The 23,332-nt window shown below is 45.3% G+C and carries 16 protein-coding genes; all 16 read right to left on the bottom strand.

Annotated elements, in window-relative coordinates:
- The gene (ispD, locus tag ABIN22_RS02655; RefSeq protein ID WP_118619071.1) at positions 1-723 is read right to left on the bottom strand and encodes a 2-C-methyl-D-erythritol 4-phosphate cytidylyltransferase; all 723 of its coding nucleotides are present in this window, start codon (positions 721-723) and stop codon (positions 1-3) included.
- A gap of 141 nt (positions 724-864) precedes the next feature.
- Positions 865-2,613 (bottom strand): glycoside hydrolase family 25 protein, encoded by a 1,749-nt coding sequence (locus tag ABIN22_RS02650; protein ID WP_346906395.1) that lies wholly within the window; start codon positions 2,611-2,613, stop codon positions 865-867.
- 25 nt (positions 2,614-2,638) lie between these two features.
- The gene (locus tag ABIN22_RS23350) at positions 2,639-3,664 is read right to left on the bottom strand and encodes an acyltransferase family protein (RefSeq protein WP_430517192.1); all 1,026 of its coding nucleotides are present in this window, start codon (positions 3,662-3,664) and stop codon (positions 2,639-2,641) included.
- A gap of 103 nt (positions 3,665-3,767) precedes the next feature.
- Positions 3,768-6,149 (bottom strand): glucosaminidase domain-containing protein, encoded by a 2,382-nt coding sequence (locus ABIN22_RS02645; protein ID WP_346906393.1) that lies wholly within the window; start codon positions 6,147-6,149, stop codon positions 3,768-3,770.
- 68 nt (positions 6,150-6,217) lie between these two features.
- Entirely contained in the window at positions 6,218-8,881 is a 2,664-nt protein-coding gene (locus ABIN22_RS02640; protein ID WP_346906391.1) for a BNR-4 repeat-containing protein, read from the bottom strand.
- Positions 8,882-8,991: 110 nt separating this feature from the next.
- A complete protein-coding gene (locus ABIN22_RS02635; RefSeq protein ID WP_109729446.1) occupies positions 8,992-9,906 on the bottom strand; it encodes a nucleotidyltransferase family protein in 915 nt (304 codons plus the stop codon).
- A 40-nt stretch (positions 9,907-9,946) separates the two neighbouring features.
- Positions 9,947-10,222 carry an HPr family phosphocarrier protein gene (locus ABIN22_RS02630; RefSeq protein ID WP_109729447.1) on the bottom strand — a complete coding sequence of 92 codons (276 nt, stop codon included), beginning with the start codon at positions 10,220-10,222 and terminating at the stop codon, positions 9,947-9,949.
- 16 nt (positions 10,223-10,238) lie between these two features.
- Positions 10,239-11,531, bottom strand: coding sequence for a CdaR family protein (locus tag ABIN22_RS02625; RefSeq protein ID WP_346906388.1), 1,293 nt, complete (start codon positions 11,529-11,531; stop codon positions 10,239-10,241).
- The gene (cdaA, locus tag ABIN22_RS02620) at positions 11,518-12,390 is read right to left on the bottom strand and encodes a diadenylate cyclase CdaA (RefSeq protein WP_109729449.1); all 873 of its coding nucleotides are present in this window, start codon (positions 12,388-12,390) and stop codon (positions 11,518-11,520) included. Before cdaA ends, ABIN22_RS02625 begins: the two co-directional genes overlap by 14 nt.
- Positions 12,391-12,441: 51 nt before the next feature.
- Complete coding sequence (locus ABIN22_RS02615; RefSeq protein ID WP_346906386.1) at positions 12,442-13,590, bottom strand: hypothetical protein; 1,149 nt, start codon at positions 13,588-13,590, stop codon at positions 12,442-12,444.
- 3 nt (positions 13,591-13,593) lie between these two features.
- Positions 13,594-13,989 (bottom strand): hypothetical protein, encoded by a 396-nt coding sequence (locus ABIN22_RS02610; protein ID WP_346906384.1) that lies wholly within the window; start codon positions 13,987-13,989, stop codon positions 13,594-13,596.
- Between the two features lie 70 nt (positions 13,990-14,059).
- Positions 14,060-14,686 (bottom strand): ComF family protein, encoded by a 627-nt coding sequence (locus ABIN22_RS02605; protein WP_242995944.1) that lies wholly within the window; start codon positions 14,684-14,686, stop codon positions 14,060-14,062.
- A gap of 53 nt (positions 14,687-14,739) precedes the next feature.
- Complete coding sequence (gene recD2, locus ABIN22_RS02600) at positions 14,740-16,950, bottom strand: SF1B family DNA helicase RecD2 (RefSeq protein WP_346906382.1); 2,211 nt, start codon at positions 16,948-16,950, stop codon at positions 14,740-14,742.
- Between the two features lie 137 nt (positions 16,951-17,087).
- On the bottom strand, positions 17,088-18,077 hold the full coding sequence (locus ABIN22_RS02595) for a rod shape-determining protein (protein ID WP_109729454.1): 990 nt from the start codon (positions 18,075-18,077) through the stop codon (positions 17,088-17,090).
- A 307-nt stretch (positions 18,078-18,384) separates the two neighbouring features.
- The gene (uvrA, locus tag ABIN22_RS02590) at positions 18,385-21,237 is read right to left on the bottom strand and encodes an excinuclease ABC subunit UvrA (RefSeq protein WP_346906380.1); all 2,853 of its coding nucleotides are present in this window, start codon (positions 21,235-21,237) and stop codon (positions 18,385-18,387) included.
- Positions 21,238-21,317: 80 nt separating this feature from the next.
- Complete coding sequence (gene uvrB / locus ABIN22_RS02585) at positions 21,318-23,306, bottom strand: excinuclease ABC subunit UvrB (RefSeq protein ID WP_346906378.1); 1,989 nt, start codon at positions 23,304-23,306, stop codon at positions 21,318-21,320.
- Between the last annotated feature and the right edge of the window lie 26 nt (positions 23,307-23,332).

Genomic DNA, 23,332 nt, shown 5'->3' with positions numbered 1-23,332 from the left:
TTATTCATATCCAAAAATCTGTGAATTTTCTTCAGCTTCTACAATCGCCCGGAATGTATAAAAATCAGACGGCGTTGTTATTTTTATATTTTCAGGTCTTCCGATAACCGGATACAGAGTATATCCTTCTTCAGACATCATCGTGGCTGAATCAATCAAGTTATTGATTCCCCTGCTCCTTGCTTTATCATGCGCCTTAAGCAGATTCTCATAGACAAAACTCTGCGGAGCCCTCACGACTCTACATTTGTTTCTGTCGACACTCTGTACGATCTGTTCTTGTTCATCTACAAGCATCACCGTTTCTGTCGCAGGCACAACAGTCACTGCACAGCCTTTTTCTTTGGCTGCCCTGATATTTTCTGTAATCAGGTTCTGATCTATAAGTGGCCGGACTCCGTCATGGATTAAAACGATTGAATCTCCGTCCACGTCATGGCGCATTGCATCCAAACCATTAAAAATAGACTCCTGGCCTGTACTGCCTCCCGGTGATATCCATTTCACCTTCTTAATCTGATACTTCTCCAGAAGTTCTTTCAAATATCCTATCCACTCTGCAATACAAACAACCGAAATCCCATCAATCTCCGGATGCTTTTCAAAATGTTCCAGTGTGTATATAATGATCTCTTTGCCATGCAGGGTAAGAAATTGCTTTGGACGTGTCTTAGTGTTCATCCGGGTCCCGGTTCCTCCCGCAAATATTACTGCATAATTCATTCACTTTTCTCCTTATTAAACCTGAAAAAATACATTTTCACATTCGTAAAGTATAACACTAATTTCTCTCACAGGCAACCGCAGAATACTGAATAAGAAAAAAGCAATGTTTTTTCGCAAAAACATTGCCTCCTTCTTACCTTATTTCCATTTTCCGGCATAGGTAACATCATCTTTTCTTCCATATAAGATAATCTTATCCGCACCTCCGCTCTGGATACTGTTTTTGAAATGATATTCGTTATCTCTTCTCACACACAGTGTATCCATTCCATTCCCATTCCAGTCACCGACAAGGATAGAATCTGTAGCATAACCATATGGGATTGTTGAATCCGCAGCTCCGTTCGATAAGCTGTTTTTAAAGTAATAGGTATTCCCTCTCCGAACACACAGTGTATCTGTACCGTTGGCATCCCAGTCACCCACAAGAACGGAGTCATTTACCCGTCCGTATGTAACCACTTTATCCGCCACACCCCCGGAAAGGCTGTTTTTTATATGATATGTGTTATCCCTTCGTACACATAGAGTATCTACTCCGTCTCCATTCCAGTCTCCTGACAGGACAACATCCCCGGTTCTTCCATAAGTCACCACTTTATCTGCCGGTCCGCTGGACAGGCTGTTCTTGAAATAATAAGTATTTCCTCTGCGCACGCACAATGTATCAATCCCGTCTCCGTCCCAATCTCCTACAAGTACCTCATCATTAGCATATCCATACCTGATAATCAAATCAGCACCTCCGTTACTCAGAGAGTATTTGAAATGATATTCATTCCCTCTTCTGACGACAAGAGTCGCCCCTGCCGTCTGCGAAGTACCCGGATTGCTGTCTGGTTTGTCATCCGGATTACTGTCTGGTTTGTCATCCGGATTGTTATCCGGTTCATTCCCCCCACTGTCCGGGTTCATATTTCCACTGTCTCCATTCATCCAGAAATTCACATCTACATATCCATTGATTCCCTTAACCGTACCACTTGAAGTGCACTGCCACATATCATAGCTTTCCGGAAAATCACAGCTTGCATTATACTGTGCAACCCATTTTGACCAGGAGCTGTTATCGAAAACCGAACTGGTGAGATGATTCAGCCACCAGTGAAGATTTGCATAAATCCCCACCCGATATCCGGCTGCCGTTATTGTATCGCAAAATGTCTGGGCAATCTCCCCTTTTAATTTTTCACTTAAATTTGCTGTAGAATCATCTTCCATGTCAAAATAAACTGGATATGCGAGACTTTTCCCCTGAACCAGTCTCAGCACATGCTCTGCCTCACTCTTTGCCGCTGCCGTAGTTTTCGCATAGGAATAAATATAAACACCATAAGGTATTCCCAGCCGTTCACATTCGGATACATTATTGAGCCACTGCTTATCATCCTGTGAAGTATAGTTATTTCCAAATCCGCAGCGGATGATTGCATAATCAATCCCGTCTGCCTTGACCTTTTCCCAGTCAATCTTTCCCTGATGCTCACTGACATCAATCCCTTTTTTAACAGCACCCTCAATCACTTCACCTGCACTGTTCATATATACGCCATCCACCTTCTGCCATGCATACGGATACTCTGCTGCCCTCGATCTATAGAACTGTGACTTTTGAATCACCTCACCATTCTGGTACCTCCAACTGTTCTCCGTCTGATCCTGCTGTTCTAAAGCGTCATCAGCAGTATCTGTTCCCTGCCCGTCTTTGTTTTCATATTCGGCATCTGTTCCATTTAAATTGGTATTTTCTCCCATCTCTTCTGCAGAGTTTTCCTGCGTTACCTGTGTCTGTACATCTGTTGCATAGACCGTGGTCAGAGACATTATATTGTTTGTCATCATCCCTATTGCCAATATTCCTGCCAGTATTTTTCCCTTATTTTTCAATTGTATGAACCCTCCCGTTGAAAGACTACTCTGATTTCAGAGAAAGCCTTGAATAAAATTGCCTTATAACCTTTGATAGATACAATCTGACAGCCTCTATTATGCTCCCCACACAAAATACTGCGGCTATCACTGCGGCCGAATACAGGATAAAGTAAGGACTCCCGGAATGGGTATTTCCATGAAATATCTTTATCCACAGTAAATTCCTAATTTGGGGATTATCATGAAACAGATAAATCCCAAATGTAGTTGCCGCAACCCTGTTTATAAACTTACTTTGTATATGCAGCGTCTGAAATGCCAGAAACATAAGGACTGCACATACTACCGTAACTGCACGGTTCATTTCTCTGACATTTTCGACCATACCTCTGAAGAATGGATATCTTGTACTCAATAAGTCAACAACGATGATAAGCACAAGCAGCAACACAAAACTACCAGCCGCACACAGCCGTATCCAAATCCTTTTACTTTCCATTTGAACCGGATAAAGTTTAAAGTATGCTGCAATAAAGTACAATACAATAAACCATGCCAGATAGTTAAAACTAAATGACGCCCCAGTAAAACTTGGAAATATACACCATATGATAAGTCCTGTTACAACAAATTTGAAATGCATCCTTTTCCCCATGCTCTTTATGAGGCAGTTTAGATACGGTGAGAATAAATATAACAGAAAATATGTAGTAGCAAACCAGTATTCCCCGAATGGGATAGGCAGTAAGGCTGTTTTTGCCAACTGGATGGCATCAGTCACCGAGTTAACCTGTATTTCCCCCGTCAGAACCAGTAACACCGTGCAAAATGCTGCATATTCAGTTACCTGCAGTACTAGTTTCAAAAGTTTTTTAGGCTTACACTCCGAATTCACTAAAAAGTATCCAGATATCAATATAAACAGGTCTACTCCTAATCTGCCCCCACCGGACAAAATCTGAACCCATATCCGATTAAACGTAATTCCTGATTCTGTAAAATCAAAACCTCCATGTACTGAAAAATGATGCATAACAATTAATATCATCGAAATAATACGAAGCAGTTCAAAATTCGATGCCCGTTCTTTATTGCCTGCTATGCCTGCTTTTATTTCTTGTTTTTCTTTTATGTCTGTTCACCTCTAACATGACAGAAAAAAGTCAGAATCATTTCCTCCAAGTTCCTGCATAAGTAATATCATTAGTTCTTCCATATAGCACTATTTTATCTGCACCACCGCTTGAAATGCTATTTTTAATATGATATGCATTATCCCTTCTTACACATAAGGTATCTTTGCCATCCCCATTCCAGTCTCCGGCAAGAATCTTATCACTGGCATATCCATAAGGAATTGTAGAATCTGCAACACCACTTGTCAAGCTATTTTTAAAGTAGTAAGTATTGCCGCGGCGGACACATAAGGTGTCAATACCATCCCCATCCCAGTCTCCTACAAGAACTTTATCATTTGTCCTGCCATACGGGATTGTAATATCAGCCACACCGCCGGACATACTGTTTTTAATATAGTATATGTTCCCGCGGCGGACACACAATGTATCAACACCGTCCCCATTCCAGTCCCCGGCTAAAACCTCATCATTATCCCGTCCATAGCGTATTACATAATCCGCTGCACCACTTGACAGGCTGTTCTTAAAGTAATAGAGGTTGCCTCTGCGGACACACAGCGTATCTATGCCGTCTCCATTCCAGTCCCCAATGAGCACTTCATCATTTGCCTGACCGTAAGAGTATGTAAGATCTGCTGCACCATTCGATAATGTATACTTAAAATAGTAAGTGGCCCCCCTGCGCACTACTAACGTATCTGCTATCGTTTCTGGTGTTCCGCTGCCTGAACCACCGGAATTACCGGAACCACCGGAATTTCCGGAGCCGCCTGTGCTTCCTGACCCATTCGAAATGCCGGGGGCTGCATAATCCTTATTACCGGAAACTACGCTGACGTAATCTTTACTTACATACAGATACATAGAACCGAAATTATATTCACCGGAATTTCCATTAACGGCTGTTCTGCCACTATTCAGAACCGGATCACTCTGGACTTTGTAAAACCCGTTTGACTCTCCCAAAAGAAGAAATGCATGGCTTGACTGTGAGCCTGTCGTAAAAAGACTGGCAGAAGAAGCACTACTTTCCTTTCTGACATTCAAATCTGTATGTCCGATTCCATCGGCATTTTTTACGCCAATTGTATATTTATACCTGTCACTTCCATCGGAGTCCAGATTCCATGCAATATTAGCAGCTTTTTCGCCCCAGTACGGGTCAGATGCATACTTCACGTTGATCCCACTTGCCTTGTTTCCAAAAAAACTGCCATAATAAAGACTGTTATTCGGATTAAAATACCGTTTTGACATCCATCCTTCAGCAAAATTTCTTACGCAGGCATCTGGAGTTGTATATGTATTGGCACTTGCCCCCGGCGAACTGTCAACGGCATTCAAACCAAAAAGATTATTTTTCTGCTGTGCAATAGAGCTTTTCCCCCAGGCACTTTCATTTGCCGCCAGACCAGCCATCAACAATGCATTCACACCATATGCATTTTGATTGGTAACCATACTGCTGCCTATATTCCACATTTTAGAGGTACTGTCTGTCTTAGCATTGATTTTACTGTTCAACTGTGCCCCTGTATAAGTCGTCGTACTTCTAAGCGGAAGATACTGATAATAATTGTAATAAGGACTGTTTGGATTAATTGACTGTTTTCTTGTATTATTTTTGTAATCCGCAAGCATCACCGAATAATCTGTGTAAAAATAATGACCGTCATAACTGTAGTATGTTGTTCCTGTTGTCATATAGGACTGCTGCGGTCCGACCTTCAGTGAGCTAGACGCACCTGAATTCATATTTAAACATATTTTATGTACTATATTTGTGCCATCAGCGTAATAACTGCTGACTGTTCCCACACTATTTCTGGTGACAATCTGTACTTTGGACGCGTCCACAAGTCCCACTACACCACTGATCATGAACTTGACCTTACCGTTTTCAGTTCCAAGATATGCAGCATCCGTTCCGGATAATCCATACAGATAACCTGCTTCACCAGTTCCATATTCCGTATACTCGGTAACGTCACTTACTACCGTACCATTTTTCATAACCCTTAGATTCACAATGTAGTCATTCGCCGCCCGTGACCTATACTCCACTGACTTGACTGATGGAGATACATCATCTGTAATGTAATAGATATTCCCCTCTTCATCCATGCATTGAATCTCGACTGGCGTCACTCTATCTCCTGATGGAACCTGTTCCCCATCATTACCCTCATCCACATTATTTTCTCTGTTTTCAGTATCCTGATTCTCTGAAGTATCCTGCCCAGTCTCCTGTCCTGCATCCTGTGACTGGTCCTCTCCTTCCACACTTTCCTGCCCTGTCCCCTGCATTTCAGTGCCGTCCAGTTCTCCTGCAGACACCCTGATGCCTGGTACAGAAAATAACCCTATGCTAAGGCATAAACTGAGTGTAATTGCTAAAACCCTTTTTTTCATATACTCACCTTTTATCTCTAGTCCCTTCCGTGCTCACTGCACTAATCTGAACAGACATTTATATACGTCTATTCTTTTATAAATGAAGTTGCATTAATCACATAGATGTTTTCTGTATTATACTGTATCTGTCCCCCATCCGCATGATAGTATTCTTTCTGCAAAAAGATGTGAAGCTGTCTGTTTTTATTCCATAACTCAATATCGTAATTAGGCTCCCACTCCCCTAATGATGAAGCTGTAATATCGATCATTTTTTCTGTGGTAATTTCCATACCCTGCATACTTAACTTTGCAATCGATGACTTACCATCTCTTTCATCATCCCGGAACAGTACATATATATCGGCTTCATCTCCGGATCCGTTAACCAGAATCTGCGGCCTTCCACATGGCAGCTGTCTTGTACCTATTCCTGATAAATCAAAATTAGTATTTCTAATATCTGTATTATATATAATCCATTGTTCTCCCGTAAAACGGATAATATTGTACTGGACTACACCATTCACACGCCAGTAAGAAATAATATATGGTTTGTTATCATTATCAACAGTCATAGAGGTCTGGTTGATGAGGGCACTGTCTTTCGGGATTTCGCAGATAACTTCGGATGTAGATTCTGTAATAGGCAGAAGCTGTGCATCCCCCAGAGAATTCACAAAAGTGCTGCCGCTTGCATCTGTCGATACCGCATACGACATATTATAATTTGTTGTAACATTTCCGGTTTCCCGCCATACCCATGATATATGAAGTCTGCCCTTACTGTCAACACATGCCTGCCAATATGGAGAAATGCGGCCCTCTCCGGAAATCAGATTATCCTGAACCCTCTGCCAGGATCCTGATGACACACTGTATCTGTTCAACACAATATTACCGTTACCAGAGCTGCCATTCCTATATAAAAAGAACATATCTCCTGATGGCTGCACATAAAATTCAGGATATGTTGCCCGGTCTTCAAGGGTACCTATCATCTGAACCTCTTTCATTTCCATAGAATCCGGGGATACAGATTTGGCATACATCAATCTACCTGAGTGATGACTCCACGACATATGCAGATAGCCCGTACCATCAACAGCCAGTGAAACCGCGTTATGAGCGTCACTGATATCTCCTTTGAAACCGGTCCACTGAAATTCCCAGCTACCTTCATTCTGCCTTCTGGCAAGTACGATCGTGCCAAAGGAATCATAATAAGCACAATACTGTACCTGATTGCCTGCATTATCCGTATGTGTTGTCAATGCGCTCTTTCTAAAGGATGCACCGTTCACACAATTTCCCGCAAAAGCCTGACTAAGCTGGGTATATTCAAATCCCCGGGATAAATTAAAGCTTAAATCTTCTTCGCCATCTACTTCCATTTTGGGATTCGAAGACCAGCTCCCTGAATACGTAATATCGTTAGCCCGGCCATAAACTACAGTCGCATCTGCCACGCCTCCGCTGATACTGTTTTTTATGTAATAAGCATTCTGCCGCCTAACACAAAGTGTATCCCTGCCGTCTCCGTTCCAGTCCCCGGTTAGCACCTCATCCCCAACTCTGCCATATCTTATCTCGGAATCAGCAATACCGCCCGAAATGCTGTTCTTAAAATAATAAGTATTGGACCTTCTTACACAGAGTGTATGCTTTCCGTCTCCATCCCAGTCTCCTACCAGTACATTGTCACCGGTTCTTCCATAACGGATTTCGTAATCCGCCACTCCGCCTTCTATACTGTTTTTGAAATAATAGACATTGCCACGCCTAACACAAAGAGTATCCTTTCCATCTCCATCCCAATCTCCGGCAATCACTTCATCTCCAACCCTTCCATAGCGGATCACGTAATCTGCCACCCCGCCTGTTATGCTGTTTTTAAAATAATAGAGGTTTCCCCGCCGAACACACAGGGTATCTCTGCCATCTCCATTCCAGTCTCCTACCAGAACCTCATCACTTGACCAGCCATATGTAACCACTTTATCTGCCACACCATTACTTAATGTATTCTTAAAATAGTATACATTACCTCTGCGGACAACGAGAGTATCTGATTTTTTATCCATTTCACCAGTTAATGTCCCATTCTCAAATTTCTGGGAAATGTGGCCATTCACTGTTAACTGCTCTTCAACCGGTGCCCCAAGGCTTTCCACTCCGCCACTTGATAGAAGAATATTCAATATCGGCTGCCGCACACTAAAAGTTCCCAAATCTGAAGTAACAATCATTGTATTTTCATATTCATAATACGCCGTCTTTGTCCCTTGTATCTGTCCTCCCCTGACCCATTGACCAAACTCTATATCTTTCTGATTTTCTGTCTTATATCTTTCGATCCTGTTTTTTAATGCAGCTTCAACCTCAATGTCAGCCGAAGCTGTCGGCAGCATGCCAAACCTGTCGGCATCGCTTTCTAATGTGGCAGGTGTAATGCCTTTCCCGCGCCCCCAAATAACCCTTTTATTATCATCATCTAGAGGGCTGTTCTCTGCAGGGTCTGTGACCTCTGATACTCCATCCTCTCCTCCATTTGGGGATGAATCATCCTCTGCATCCTGACTGTCTGTATCATTATTCTGATTTGCATTATCCTCAGAATCTACATGATCAGTGCCTTCTTCAACACTTTCATTCATTCCGGAAACATTGTCCGCTTCTTCCGCGTAGCTGATATTTGAAACACCAAGCAGTAAGGCTGTAAGCAGACATGCACCTTTTTTCCACTTCATAATTTATTCCGCTGCCCTTTCATTTTTCCAGTTTTTACCGTTCCCACAAAAACGCACGAAAGCACATGCACCCTAATCAAGGATGCACATGCCCTCCATTATCACTCAACTTAAAATAACTTCTCCGGATATACTCCCGCATCGATCAGTCCCCTTACCGCTGAAACAACAGCTTCTTTATCTTCCTTATAAGTTACCCCAAACCATTTGTCTTTTGACTTCAGTACCTTGACAGCTATCTTTTTCTCTTCCAGCAGCTCCCCTATTATTGTCGGAAGAAGATATTCGCCTTTCAGGTTCTCTGGTTCTACTTTGCTTAGAAACTCTTCAAATCCACTCTCCAGTATCTGGAAGAAGTCCGGCCTCAGCCCCCACATGTTCATGGAAACCGGTGAATTAACATCTATGCTGACTGCACCGTCTTCTTTCTGTACTGCGGCGCCGCCGTCTACTTTCTCTATATTGTGTGTCTCTACAATCTCTGTCAGCATTCCTGCTTCATTTACGCTGCAGATTCCTCTGGTCACCGCACCGTTATCACTGAGTGTATTTTTCAGGACGAAGCTAATCATGCAGATTTCCATGAGGTCTGTAGCAGCCTTGCCTGTCAGATATTCAAATCCTTCCCTGAATGCCTGCTTTCCATAGTAATCATCCGCGTTGATGACCAAAAATGGGCTGTCCACCACATCCTTGCAGCATAGAATTGCCTGTCCGGTTCCCCAGGGTTTGGTCCTCTCCTGAAACCGCTCTTTATATGGCTGCGGAATATCGTTTACTTCCTGATATGCATACCCCACTTCGATGACTTTTTCAATGCGGTTGCCTATTACCTCTTTAAAGTCCTTTTCAAGATCTTTTCTAATCACGAAGACCACTTTGTCAAAACCGGCCTCCATCGCATCATAGATGGAATAATCCATGATAATCTCTCCATTCGGCCCTACAGGCTCAAGTTGTTTGATACCTCCCCCGAATCTGCTTCCTATCCCGGCTGCCATAATCACTAACGTAGCTTTACTCATTTTTTTCTCCTTGTTCCTTTTCCTTATCTTTTATCAAATCCTACTCTCCAAGACCATCCTCTACAATGCGTACCATTTCCTTCAGAGCCGCTTCTTCATCCTCGCCCTCACAGACAATACGGATCTCATCACCACTTTTAATACATGCACCGAGTACGCTTAAGACGCTCTTTGCATTCGCAGTCACATCCTCGGACTTCGACTTTTTCTCTACTGTAATCTTACTGCCATACTGCATGGCCGTCTTACAGAACAACCCCGCTGGCCGAAGATGCAGACCTGTCGGATTCTTGATAATCACTTTTTCACTAACCATCTTTGAGTGCCCCTCCCTATTGTTCTTCCTTTGGTTCTGACGGCTCTGTCTGTTCTTCCTTCTCAGTGACAGTTACCTTAATGACAGGCCTTTTCGTCAGTTTTACCTCATTTTTTATATCATCCGGTAAGGTTACACTTACCTGAACATCATATTTACCAGGCTTTGTATGGTTCTTCATGTCAATCGATACTGCATCTTCCATATCCAGCTTCTTAAGCACATCCTGAGGACCTTTGAACTGCATTTCAATCTCTGTCTCAGACTCATAAGATATCAGAAGGTTATCCTTCAAGTTATCCACACGGATAGATTCCACCGGCAGTTCAATCGTCCTTGCATCGATCTGCTCAATCTTCACCGTCACAATGATATTATTGGCCGTCTCATCTACCAGTTCAATACCTTCCGGAAGATAAGGCAGGATATCTACCGTTTTCTCAAATTTTCCAGTTGCCCCGCTTATATCAAGCGCATCATCCGTTATATCCAGAGATGAAATTTCAGCGAGTGCTTCCTTCGTTCCGCAGACCTGTATCTTTTCAGGTTCACAGGTCAGACCGCTGAATACATAGCCATCTTCCGGCGTCCCTGTGACATTGAAGTTCAATGCGAGATTTTTCGTATCCAGCACCGTCACATTTACAGTAACTCCTTCTTCACCAATGTTATCTGTAAGCTGACTGCGGCCAACCACATTGCCACTGCTGTCATAATATTCCAGCTCGGCCGGCAGGACCCCTGTCTTCGAGATACCGGAAACATCAACCTTTGCCACAGCCTTGTCTATACTGTTAACAAGCGACTCCGAACCTCTGACCTGAACCTTATCCGGATTCGTCGTAATATCCCCTATAACATGACCATCACGCGGGGTTCCGGAGACGCTGACCGTCAGGGGAAGTGTCCTGAGTATACGCTTTTCTACCTTTACTTTTAAATTCCCGGGTACTGCTTCTGCCGTATACTTGCCCTCATAACCGGGAATCGTCGGCGTGATTGGAACCAGAGTTTCAAACTGCATCTCGGCCATATCGGCATTGGCAACAATATTACTAACCGTAATCTTCGCCAGAACGGAACGTTTTGCCTTTACAATGACACTGACGGACTCTGTATCATCAAGCACCCTGTACGTGTGCCCGTCGTTTGTTACAAGCTGCACATTCTGCATTGTAACCGGAACATTTCTGAAAGTGGCAGTCTCTACAGGGTCATCTACATTTACAACGATCAGCCAGAGGAGCGCGGCAAAAACAAGTGCCATAATCTTAAGTCCCAGATTGTTCGTAAACTTATACTTCTTCATGTCTCTGCCGTCCTTTCCGTATAGTAAATTTCTTCCCTTCCGAAGTTCTATACTGGATCTGGCTCAGCCTTGTAGCTAGATATTCTGGTGTAACTCCTCTTGCCAGCTGCCCGCCCATTGCAACAGACACCTGCCCGGTCTCTTCCGACACCGCAATGATAAGGGCATCGCTCACTTCGCTCATTCCCAGAGCGGCCCTGTGCCTGGTTCCCAGGTCTTTGCTGATCTGCATATTGTCAGACAGCGGCAGATAGCATGTAGCCGATGTAATCCTGTCGCCCCGTACGATCACCGCACCATCATGCAGCGGAGTATTGTGTTCGAATATATTAAGCAGAACCTGAGATGAGACTTTACAATCCAGTTCAATTCCTGTCATCTCATATTCCGTAAGACGTATTGCCTGTTCCACGACAATCAGCGCACCTGTACAGACACTTCCCATGTCAAAGCACGCCTTTACAAGGCTCTCCACTGTTTCATCTGAAAAACGCTGATTCTCTTTATTCCTGTCGAACAAATTAATATTGCTCAGCAGGTTCTTTTCGCCAAGCTTCTCCAAAGCCCGGCGCAGTTCCGGCTGGAATACAACGACGGCAGCAACTGCCAGTACATTGATCGACTCTCTTGCCAGAAACAGGATCGTATGCATCTGAAATATTGCCGCGACCAGAATGAAAAGTCCAAGGACGATCATTCCCTTTAAAAGCATCCAGGCTTTTGTATTCTTTATCCACAGCATGATCTCATAAACAATCACTGATACAATCAATATCTCTATGATATCGGTCAGGTGTACATTTGGAAAGTACATATCGCTCACGTAATTTGAAAAAAAGTTTCTTATCCACTGTTCCATACTGCCACCTCCTGTCTTAATTATTATAACTCCCTTATATCATTTTCAAAATTACTTATTTAATTCATCTTCCAGATTCTCTAACCCAAGTTCCTTTGTGAGGCTTCTGGTCAGTAGAATTTCATCCGCGGCCCTGGCATGGTCCACTCTTCTCACCTGATTCCTTGGCTTCGGAACCGGCCGTTTTTTCTGCTGTGGCTGGCGCCTTACTTCTGATGCCTGTTTCACATCCCTTGAATCAATCAGAACTGTCTCCTGTGAATCTGTCTGTTCTTTTCTTTCATTAATATGCTTTACACTCATCTCGGGTGCAGAGACTCCGATTTTGGGAACTGCCTTCACATAATAATAGTATTCGTCATCTTCAAACTGCATACGTTCCGTCCGTGAATAATTCACTGAGAAAAACAGGAATTCGAGTATCAGGCCGACAGCAATAGCCGCCACACCACTCAGGGCCATAGGCCCGTAGGATAGGTGTACATTCAGTGCAATTTTCCCGGCCGCCCCGATAATAATAGCCGTAACAGCCCCCGATGCAGAAGCGATCTTCCATGCATGGTCCACGGAACGGGTACGTACCGCATATACGATGAGGAGGCTGACTGAAAGTGCAGCTACCATCACCCACATTTCTTTGTTTGTCAGGGACTGTTTTGTAAATGCCATCAGTCCTTCCACAAGACTTTTTGCATCGTCACCTTTATATGCTGAGGAAGACATCTTCACAAAATGTATCATATAATAAACAATCGTCCCGAATGCCGCCGGAAGAACACAGATCGGAGCTGAGAGCAGCCCGAATGCTACCGGTATCACGAAAGGTATCTTTAATGCGAATGCTACCGGAGTCAGCAGAACAAGCCATGCTTTTTTCGGTGTGAATCTGAAGTAAAAAATATACATAATCAGAAAGATAATGGCAGACACCAACGCAATCGGCATCGACAGCGCGTAAAAATGTACGAGGACTAGTGCGGTTGCCGCAATAACCATCACGACCAGGGGCAGAAATGCACATATCACCGAAAGTCCCACTGTACACAGTATCGAAGAAGCGGCTTTCATAAATCCAATGTTTGAGTTAATAAGACCGAAAACACATAACCCTAAAACAAACTGCAGTGCTTTCATTATATATGTGGAATACCTGGCGTATATCTTTTGAAGCTGCTCTTTCCAGACAAGTAAAGTACTCATTTTTTAATTATTCTCCTTCATATACATCTTTCCCAGACGGGATAAATCTCGGTAATACTTTTTCACACGCTGCTTTGCCTTATTATGTCTGGACTTGTAAAAACTGCCTGCGCAGACACAATATATAACCAGCAGCACAACATATGCCCCCAGTGCCACGGCAATAATAAAAATCAGCTTGGTCACTGTCAGGTCCTTCAACAGGGCATCTACATTGCATAATATCACCAGCCCCGCCACAAGCGCATACCCTATGGTAACCCAGATTGCTGTAATCAGGGTGTTCAGACTCGCGTAATCTTTTTTATAATAACTGCTGATTTTCAAATCCTCCGGCGCCATTGTCTTCTCATACTGCGCCATCTTCGTCATCAGCCTGATACGGTTCTTATCTAACATGTCTTCACCTCGAAGTATTCTTCTGTTTTCACCAGATGTTAATAAACATCATTTTTAGTATAGCATACAGTCAGAGTCCTTGTCCAATGCTTATGGTTAAAAAATACACTTTTTCAGCCCCTGCAGCCTTTAGCTTTTCAGCCACTCTTTCTATTGTATTTCCGGTCGTATAAATGTCATCTACAATCAGTATATTCGGCTTTATTTTCTGATTTTCCGGCACTGCAAAGGCACCTTTCAGATTATGGATGCGCTGTGTATCGTTTAACTCCTTCTGTGGTCTGGTGTTCCGGATTCTTAAGACTGCCCTGTGATTCACCGGGATATGGAGCAGTTTTCCAAGTTCTTCCGCCACAATGCCTGCCTGATTATACCCACGTTTCCTCTTCCTGCTTTTGTGCAGCGGAACCGGAATAATCTCGTCAATCTTCCATCTCCTGACCTGTGCTTCATAGCACAAAGCCATCTCCCGTGCAAATACCTTTCCAAAATTCCTCTTGTTCTTATACTTGAACTGATAAACAGCACCAGATACCGGCATGCGGTGCAGCCAGATGCTGCGCCCCTGCTCAAAGGAGGCTTCATGCCCGCTGCAGTCACGGCAGTATTCCTGCTCCTCTTTTTCCACGGGCTTTCCGCAGCGCATACAGCGCGGTTCTTTGATGTACCTGACCTTCTTTCTGCAAGACGGACAGATGCCGTCCGGACTGATCTCCCCACAGAACGGACAGACCGGCGGGTAAAGGAGGTTTAAAATTTCTGTATACGCTCTGCCAGACTTGTATAACGGTTCTGTTCGTTTTTGTTTTGTATCATTTCCTGAAATGTTGCATCACTCCCTACGATTGTCAGGCATTTTTTTGCACGTGTGACTGCGGTGTACAAGAGGTTTCTGTTATACAAAAGCCTTGGTCCCGGAAGAAGAGGAATGATAACTGCCGGATACTCGCTTCCCTGTGATTTATGAACCGTAATGGCATAGGCCAGTTCCAGTTCCTCCAACAGCTCATATGGATATTTCACCTTTCTCCCCTCATCATATTCCACTTCTATCGTCTCATCAAATGTATTGATATCTGTTACAATTCCCATGTCACCGTTGAAAATCCCGGTGCCTTTGTCTACTGTGAGTCCAAACTTCGTACAGATCTCCCACTCCAGCTGGTAGTTGTTCTTGATCTGCATCACTTTATCCCCGACACGGAAAATTTTCTGGCCGAACTCCTTTTCAGCCTTTTTCGGACCTGGGGGATTCAAATACTTCTGAAGAATGGTATTCAGCCGTTCTACTCCCAGCAGGCCTTTCCTCGTCGGCGTCATGACCTGGATATCGGTCGGTGCCGCATCTACATACTTTGGAAGCTTTTTCTGGATCAATGTAATCACCACACTGATGATCACATCCGCTTCCTGACGCTTCAGGAAAAAGAAATCCCTGCTTTTATTATTTAATATGACAGCTTCCCCTGCATTAATCTTATGTGCATTCACGACAATGTCGCTCTCCCCTGCCTGCCGGAAAATCTTTGTCAGTGTGACCACAGGAAAACTGCCGGATGCGATAATATCCTTCAGCACGCTCCCGGGTCCTACGGACGGGAGCTGGTTTACATCTCCCACAAGAATCAGGCGTGTTCCCTCCACAACTGCAGACAGCAGTGCATGCATCAGCGGAAGGTCTACCATTGACATTTCATCGATGATTAGCACATCTGTCTCCAGAGGGTTCTGCCGGTTTCTCATAAATCCGTTGACATTTCCTTCCTCCTCCGGATTCCCGCTAACTTCCAGAAGCCGGTGGATCGTCTGTGCCTGATATCCGGTTGCCTCAGTCATTCGCTTCGCCGCGCGCCCTGTAGGGGCCGCAAGCAGAATGCTCATCCCTTCGCTCTCAAAGAACTGGATCATCGTGTTGATCGTCGTCGTTTTCCCGGTTCCGGGGCCTCCTGTCAGGACGAGAAGGCCGTGCTTGATGGATTCGATAACCGCCCGGTGCTGCATCGGGTCCAGTGAGATATCTTCCTGCTCCTCAACCTTTCTGAGCCGCTTTTCCATCATATCTTCAGGCATGTTACAATCAATATTCAGGTCATGGAGCATGCGTGCCGCATTCAGCTCCAGATAGTAATAATGCGCCGGGTAAATCCTGATCTCGTCCTGTTCTTCTTTCCTGACCACCTTCCGCTCAATGCAGAGGTCCATAATATACTTTTCCACGTCCTGAATCTGCACCCCGAGAAGCTGTCCCGCCCTTGCGGCGAGTATGTGCTGGGGAAGGTAGATATGGCCTTCGCCCACAGACTGCTGCAGGGTATAAAAAATTCCGCTCCGGATTCTGAAATCTGAATCCGTGTGGATTCCGATCCGGGAAGCAATCTCATCTGCAGTCTTGAATCCCACACCTTCAATGTTATCTGCAAGCTGATAGGGATTTTCTTCCAGAACCTGATAGAGCTTTGAACCATAATGTTTATAAATTTTAACGGCAAGGGTCGTGGAAATCCCGTAATTCTGCAGGTATATCATGGCCTTGCGCATATCCTTTTTGTCTTCTACCTGCTCCGCAATCTCTCTTGCCTTGCGCTCACTGATCCCTTTTATTTCTGCCAGCCGTTCCGGTTCTTCTTCAATGATCCGGAATGTGTCCTCTTTAAACCTTCTGACGATCCTTGCTGCCAGAGCAGCACCGACCCCTTTGACTGCGCCGGATCCCAGATAACGTTCAATCGAAACCAGATCTTCCGGTTCTTTGACTTTATGGGAATTCACCTTTAACTGGCTTCCATATACGCTGTGATTCACATAATCCCCCTGAACCTCCAGCATTTCCCCCTCATTTATATAATGAAAACTCCCGACACAAGTTACTTCTCCGTCTTCACTGTCCAGATTGAATACGGTATAACCATTCTCCTCATTCCGAAACACGATGTGCTCCACATATCCGGTAACTACTTCCACAATTGCCTCCTAACCAGAACTGGCTATGTAAATTCTCCTCCTGTACCCTGACGCCACACATCAGGTATAACATAAGTTAAGACAGACTCCTCCCTATATTTCCCCGAGGTAGTCTGTCCCATCCCTTTTATCTGCCTTTAGAAATCTGTTCTGCCGCTCATAAATTCTACAAACTGGCCTGTCCCGATCGCCACGACTTTCATCGGGTCTTCCGCAGTCATTGTATGAATCCCCGTCTTTTCTTCAATCAGTTCCTCCAGCCCCCGAAGCATTGCGCCCCCGCCTGTAAGAACGATTCCGCGGTCCAGAATATCCGCGGACAACTCCGGCGGCGTCTGTTCCAGAACTGCGATAACGGCTTCCACAATCTGCCCAGTGGCCTCCCGCAGCGCCTCCTCAGTCTCGGACGAAGTCACCGTGACGGTCTTTGGCAGCCCTGTCACAAGGTTACGCCCCCTGACCTCCATTGTCTCCTCCTCGACGAGAGGATATGTTGTTCCTATCTTAATCTTGATATCTTCCGCGGTGCGCTCACCGATCAGAAGATTATGTTTCTTTCGCATATAGCGAACGATCGCTTCATCAAAATCATCACCCGCGATCTTGATCGAAGTATTCACAACCGTACCGCCGAGTGAAATAACCGCGATGTCCGCAGTCCCTCCCCCGATGTCCACGATCATATTCCCACACGGCTTGGAGATGTCTATCCCCGCACCGATCGCCGCCGCCACCGGTTCTTCAATCAGATGTACTTCTCTTGCCCCGGCTGCAAATGTAGCCTCTTCCACTGCTTTCTTCTCGACCTCTGTTACCCCGCTGGGCACACAGATGCTGATGCGCGGCTTTTTAAATGTCCTTTTTCCGAGTGACTTCTGCACAAAATATTTGATCATCTTCTCTGTGACCGTGTAATCTGAAATCACACCCTGACGAAGCGGGCGGACAGCTATGATATTGCCCGGTGTTCTCCCCAGCATCAGGCGTGCCTCTTCTCCGATCGCTTTGATCACATTCGTATCTCTGTCAAACGCTACAACGGATGGTTCCTTAAGTACCACTCCTTTGCCTTTCACATACACAAGCACACTGGCCGTCCCCAAATCTATCCCGATATCTACAGACATAATGACTCTCCCTTCCAAAACCCTTATTAATCCTTATCATAATCACTGTTCCTCTGCGTTTCTCTGCCAATGGCAGGAATTCTCCCTGGTATAGTAACAATTCATTTGTTTTTATATGACACTTTTCCCTTAAGTTGCACAAATAGTATAATAAACTTTTCCAAAAATGGAAACCCTTTTTTTATAATTTATTTTTTCTTAAGGAATAAAAATTAACCCCGCAAAATCCGACTTTTTCCGCCGGTACGCCTTTTATATGAAACTCCAGCCCGGAATCCCAAGGGAGACCGGGCTGGAGTTTTCTCTGTCAGACCCTGCACTTTGCAAGTGCTTCCGTGATATACCTGCCTGTATAAGAATTCGGATTCTCCGCCACTTCCTCCGGTGTTCCTGTCGCCACAATAGTCCCGCCTTTATCGCCGCCTTCGGGACCGATATCTATGATATAATCTGCCGTCTTTATAACATCCAGATTATGTTCGATTACGACTACCGTATTTCCGTCGGCTGAGAGCCTTCTCAGTATTTCTGTCAGTTTATGGACATCTGCAAAATGAAGCCCTGTGGTCGGCTCATCCAGTATATATACCGTTTTTCCCGTGCTCCTCCGGCTCAGTTCTGCCGCAAGCTTGATACGCTGTGCTTCACCTCCGGACAGCTCCGTGGAAGGCTGTCCCAGACGGATATAGGATAACCCGACATCATTAAGCGTCTCCATCTTCCTGCGGATGCTCGGCACGTGCTCGAAGAATGTCAGTGCTTCTTCTACTGTCATGTTCAGAACATCATAAATCGTCTTACCTTTATACTTCACTTCCAGCGTCTCCCTGTTATAACGCTTGCCTCCGCAGACTTCACAGGGCACATATACGTCCGGCAGGAAATGCATCTCTATCTTCAGGATTCCGTCACCGCTGCACGCCTCACATCGTCCACCTTTGACATTGAAGCTGAATCTTCCTTTTTTATATCCCCTTGATTTTGCATCCGGAGTCGATGCAAACAGGTCCCGGATCAGGTCAAATACACCGGTATACGTGGCCGGGTTGGAGCGCGGTGTACGTCCGATCGGAGACTGGTCAATGTCAATAACCTTATCCACCTGTTCCAGCCCCTCTATCCTCTTATGCCTGCCCGGAATCGTCCTCGCACGGTTCAGTTCCTTTGCCAGTTTTTTATATAAGATCTCATTGACGAGTGAACTCTTTCCCGAACCAGACACGCCCGTCACACAGGTCATGACTCCCAGAGGAATCTTTACATCAATATTCTTCAGATTATTCTCCTGGGCGCCCACGATCTTCAGGTACCCGCTTGGCTTTTCCCGCTTCTCCGGCACGGGTATCTGAAGCTTTCCGCTTAAATATGCCCCTGTTATAGAGTTCTTATTCTTCATGATCTCCTGGGCCGTACCAACCGCAATGACCTCGCCGCCGTGTTCCCCTGCACCGGGTCCGATATCTACGATACAATCAGCCGCCAGCATGGTATCTTCATCATGCTCGACTACGATCAGTGTATTTCCCAGATCGCGCAGATGCTTCAGCGTATCCAGAAGCTTATCATTGTCTCTCTGGTGCAGGCCGATACTCGGTTCATCCAGAATATAGGCGACACCGACCAGACCTGAACCGATCTGGGTGGCAAGCCGGATCCTCTGGGCCTCCCCGCCTGACAGAGATGCTGTCGCCCTAGCAAGTGTCAGATAATCCAGACCGACGTTCATTAGGAACTGGATTCTCGCTTTAATCTCTTTTAAAATCTGGTTTCCGATCATCTGCTGTGTCTGGGTCAGTTGGAGATTTACCAGAAAATCGTGAAGCCTGTCGATTGAATATGCCGTCACTTCCGCAATGTTCTTACCTCCGACAGTAACTGCCAGAGATCCCTTCTTCAGTCTCTGGCCGCCGCATTCTGAACACGGGGTGATATTCATAAAGGTCTCATATTCTGCCTTCATCGTTTCGGAGCCTGTCTCACGGTACCGTCTCTCCACATTCTTGATCAGTCCCTCGAAGGAAACATCATACACGCCTTCCCCGCGCTGTCCCTTATAATAAACTTTTACAGACTTTCCATTTGTACCGTGCATAATGACATCATGTATTTTCTTCGGGTATTTTTCAAACGGAGTATCCAGATCAAATTTATATTCCTTGCAGAGGGCATCCAGAATCGCTCTTGTAAAGCTGGATTTATCTGTGCAGGACTGCCATCCGGTCACGGTGATAGCCCCTTCATTAATACTCAGTGACTTATCCGGTATCATCAGGTCCTCGGAGAACTCCATCTTATAACCGAGTCCAAAGCAGACCGGGCATGCCCCGAATGGATTGTTGAAAGAAAAGCTTCTTGGCTCGATCTCGTCAATGCTGATACCGCAGTCCGGACATGCAAAACTCTGGCTGAAATTCATCGGCTCCCCGCCAATGATATCCACGATCAGCAGTCCTTCCGCAAGACTCAGCACACTTTCAACAGAATCCGTCAGTCTTTTCTCTATTCCCGGTTTTACAATTAAGCGGTCGACAATAATCTCTATATTGTGCTTAATATTTTTATCCAGTGTAATCTCTTCCGTCAATTCATAAAGGTTCCCGTCAACACGCACTCTCACATAGCCGCTTCTTTTTGCCCTTTCCAGAAGCTTTGCATGGGTTCCTTTCCTGCCTCTTACAACCGGCGCCAGCAGTTGGATCTTCGTTCCCTCAGGCAGCGCCATAACCTGGTCCACCATCTGGTCTACCGTCTGCTTCATGATTTCTTTCCCACACTTCGGGCAGTGCGGGATTCCGATTCTCGCGTAAAGCAAACGGAAATAGTCATAAATTTCCGTGACCGTCCCGACGGTAGAACGCGGATTATGGTTGGTAGACTTCTGGTCAATGGAGATTGCCGGGGAAAGTCCCTCGATGCTCTCCACGTTTGGTTTTTCCATCTGTCCCAGAAACTGTCTTGCATAAGAGGACAGTGATTCCATATACCGCCTCTGGCCTTCTGCATAAATCGTGTCAAACGCCAGAGAGGACTTGCCGGACCCGCTAAGCCCGGTCAGTACCACAAGTTCATTCCTCGGGATATCAAGATCGATATTCTTCAGATTATTTTCATTTGCACCGCGTATCTTAATGTACTTGCGGGCATCCATCTTTTTAGCCATGTTCTTCCCTTCCTGTACTCCTGTCTATTCTATTCTTCTGTATTTTCTGTAAATTATTCACCGATATCGGATTGCTTTCGTTAGTCATCCATATCATTGAGACTCTTCTTCAGTTCCACCAGTTTGTCCCTGAGTTCTGCCGCTGCCTCGAAGTTCAGTTCTGCTGCTGCCTTCTTCATCTGCTTAGACAGATCTGCAACCAGCTTCTCCAGTTCTTTCCTGCTCATAGACTCCGGATCTTTCTCCATCTGCATCTCTTCCGCAGCCACTTTTTTAGATATGCTGATTAAGTCCCGCACTGCCTTCTGGATCGTGGTCGGCGTGATATGATGTTCTTCATTATACTTTATCTGGATCCCACGGCGACGCTGTGTTTCATCCATCGCAGTCTGCATGGAATCGGTAATCTTATCGGCATACATGATCACATGCCCCTCGGAGTTTCTCGCGGCACGCCCGATTGTCTGGATCAGGGAAATCTCAGAACGGAGGAATCCTTCCTTATCTGCATCCAGTATCGCAACCAGCGTAATCTCCGGTATATCCAGACCTTCTCTCAGCAGGTTAATCCCGACAAGCACATCAAATACATCCAGACGCATGTCACGGATAATCTCTGTTCTTTCCAGTGTATCCACATCCGAATGCAGGTACTTCACACGGATACCGACCTCACGCATATAATCGGTCAGGTCCTCTGCCATTCGCTTAGTAAGCGTAGTAACAAGCACTTTATTCTTCTTTGCTACTTCTTTATTCACTTCTCCGATCAGGTCATCAATCTGGCCCTCCACAGGGCGCACTTCCACCTCTGGGTCCAAAAGTCCTGTAGGCCGGATTACCTGCTCCGCACGGAGCAGTTCATGCTCTGCCTCGTACACACCGGGTGTGGCCGAAACAAACATGACCTGATTTATCTTACTCTCAAATTCCCCGAAATTCAAGGGCCTGTTATCCTTCGCGGACGGAAGGCGGAATCCATAATCCACAAGCGTCGACTTACGCGACTGGTCCCCGGAATACATGCCTCCTATCTGCGGAATTGTCTTATGTGACTCATCAATCATCATAATGAAGTCATCCGGGAAATAATCAATCAGTGTATACGGTGGCTGACCCGGCGCCAGCCCCGAAAGATGCCTCGAATAATTTTCGATTCCGGAGCAGAATCCGGTCTCTTTGAGCATCTCAATATCAAAATTCGTACGCTCTGCAATCCGCTGGGCTTCAATCAGCTTGTCCTGACGCTTAAACTCCTTCACCCGCTCTTCCAGTTCTACCTCTATATCTTTTACCGCACGTGCGATGTTCTCTTTATCAACAACATAATGGGAAGCCGGGAAAATCGCTGTATGCTTAAGCTCATCCTTAATCTCCCCTGTCAGGATATCAATCTCCGTGATCCTTTCTATCTCATCCCCGAACCATTCGATACGGATTGCACTCTCCTCCGCATTAGCCGGAATCACCTCCAGTACATCCCCGCGCACCCGGAAGGTTCCCCTGTGGAAATCCATCTCGTTGCGGTCGTACTGGATCTCGATCAGCTTGGCCATCACTTCATCCCTGTCCCTGACCATGCCCGGACGGAGCGAGATTACCATGTTCTGATAATCGACCGGGCTTCCCAGGCCATAAATACAGGAAACACTGGCTACAATGATAACATCGCGTCTCTCCGACAGCGACATCGTCGCAGAAAGACGGAGCTTGTCAATCTCATCATTGATGGAAGAATCCTTCGCAATGTAAGTATCGGATGAAGGGACATAAGCTTCCGGCTGGTAATAATCATAATAGGACACGAAATATTCCACAGCATTATCTGGGAAGAATTCTTTGAATTCTCCGTATAGCTGTGCCGCCAGCGTCTTATTATGTGCGATGATTAATGTTGGTTTATTCAGTTGTTGTATCACGTTCGCCATTGTGAACGTCTTTCCCGAACCGGTGACACCAAGAAGGGTCTGGCACTGGTTACCTTCCTTGAAGCCTTTAACGAGGGCTTCTATGGCTTGCGGCTGGTCGCCGGTTGGGGAGTACTCTGATACTAAGTTAAAGTGGTTCATAATTATACTCCTCTGTTATTTTCTAC

This window comes from Faecalicatena orotica (assembly GCF_905197545.1).
GTDB lineage: Bacteria > Bacillota > Clostridia > Lachnospirales > Lachnospiraceae > Faecalicatena_A > Faecalicatena_A orotica.
The sequence above is the reverse complement of the archived record's forward strand: the minus strand, read 5'-3'. Positions and strand labels throughout refer to the sequence as shown.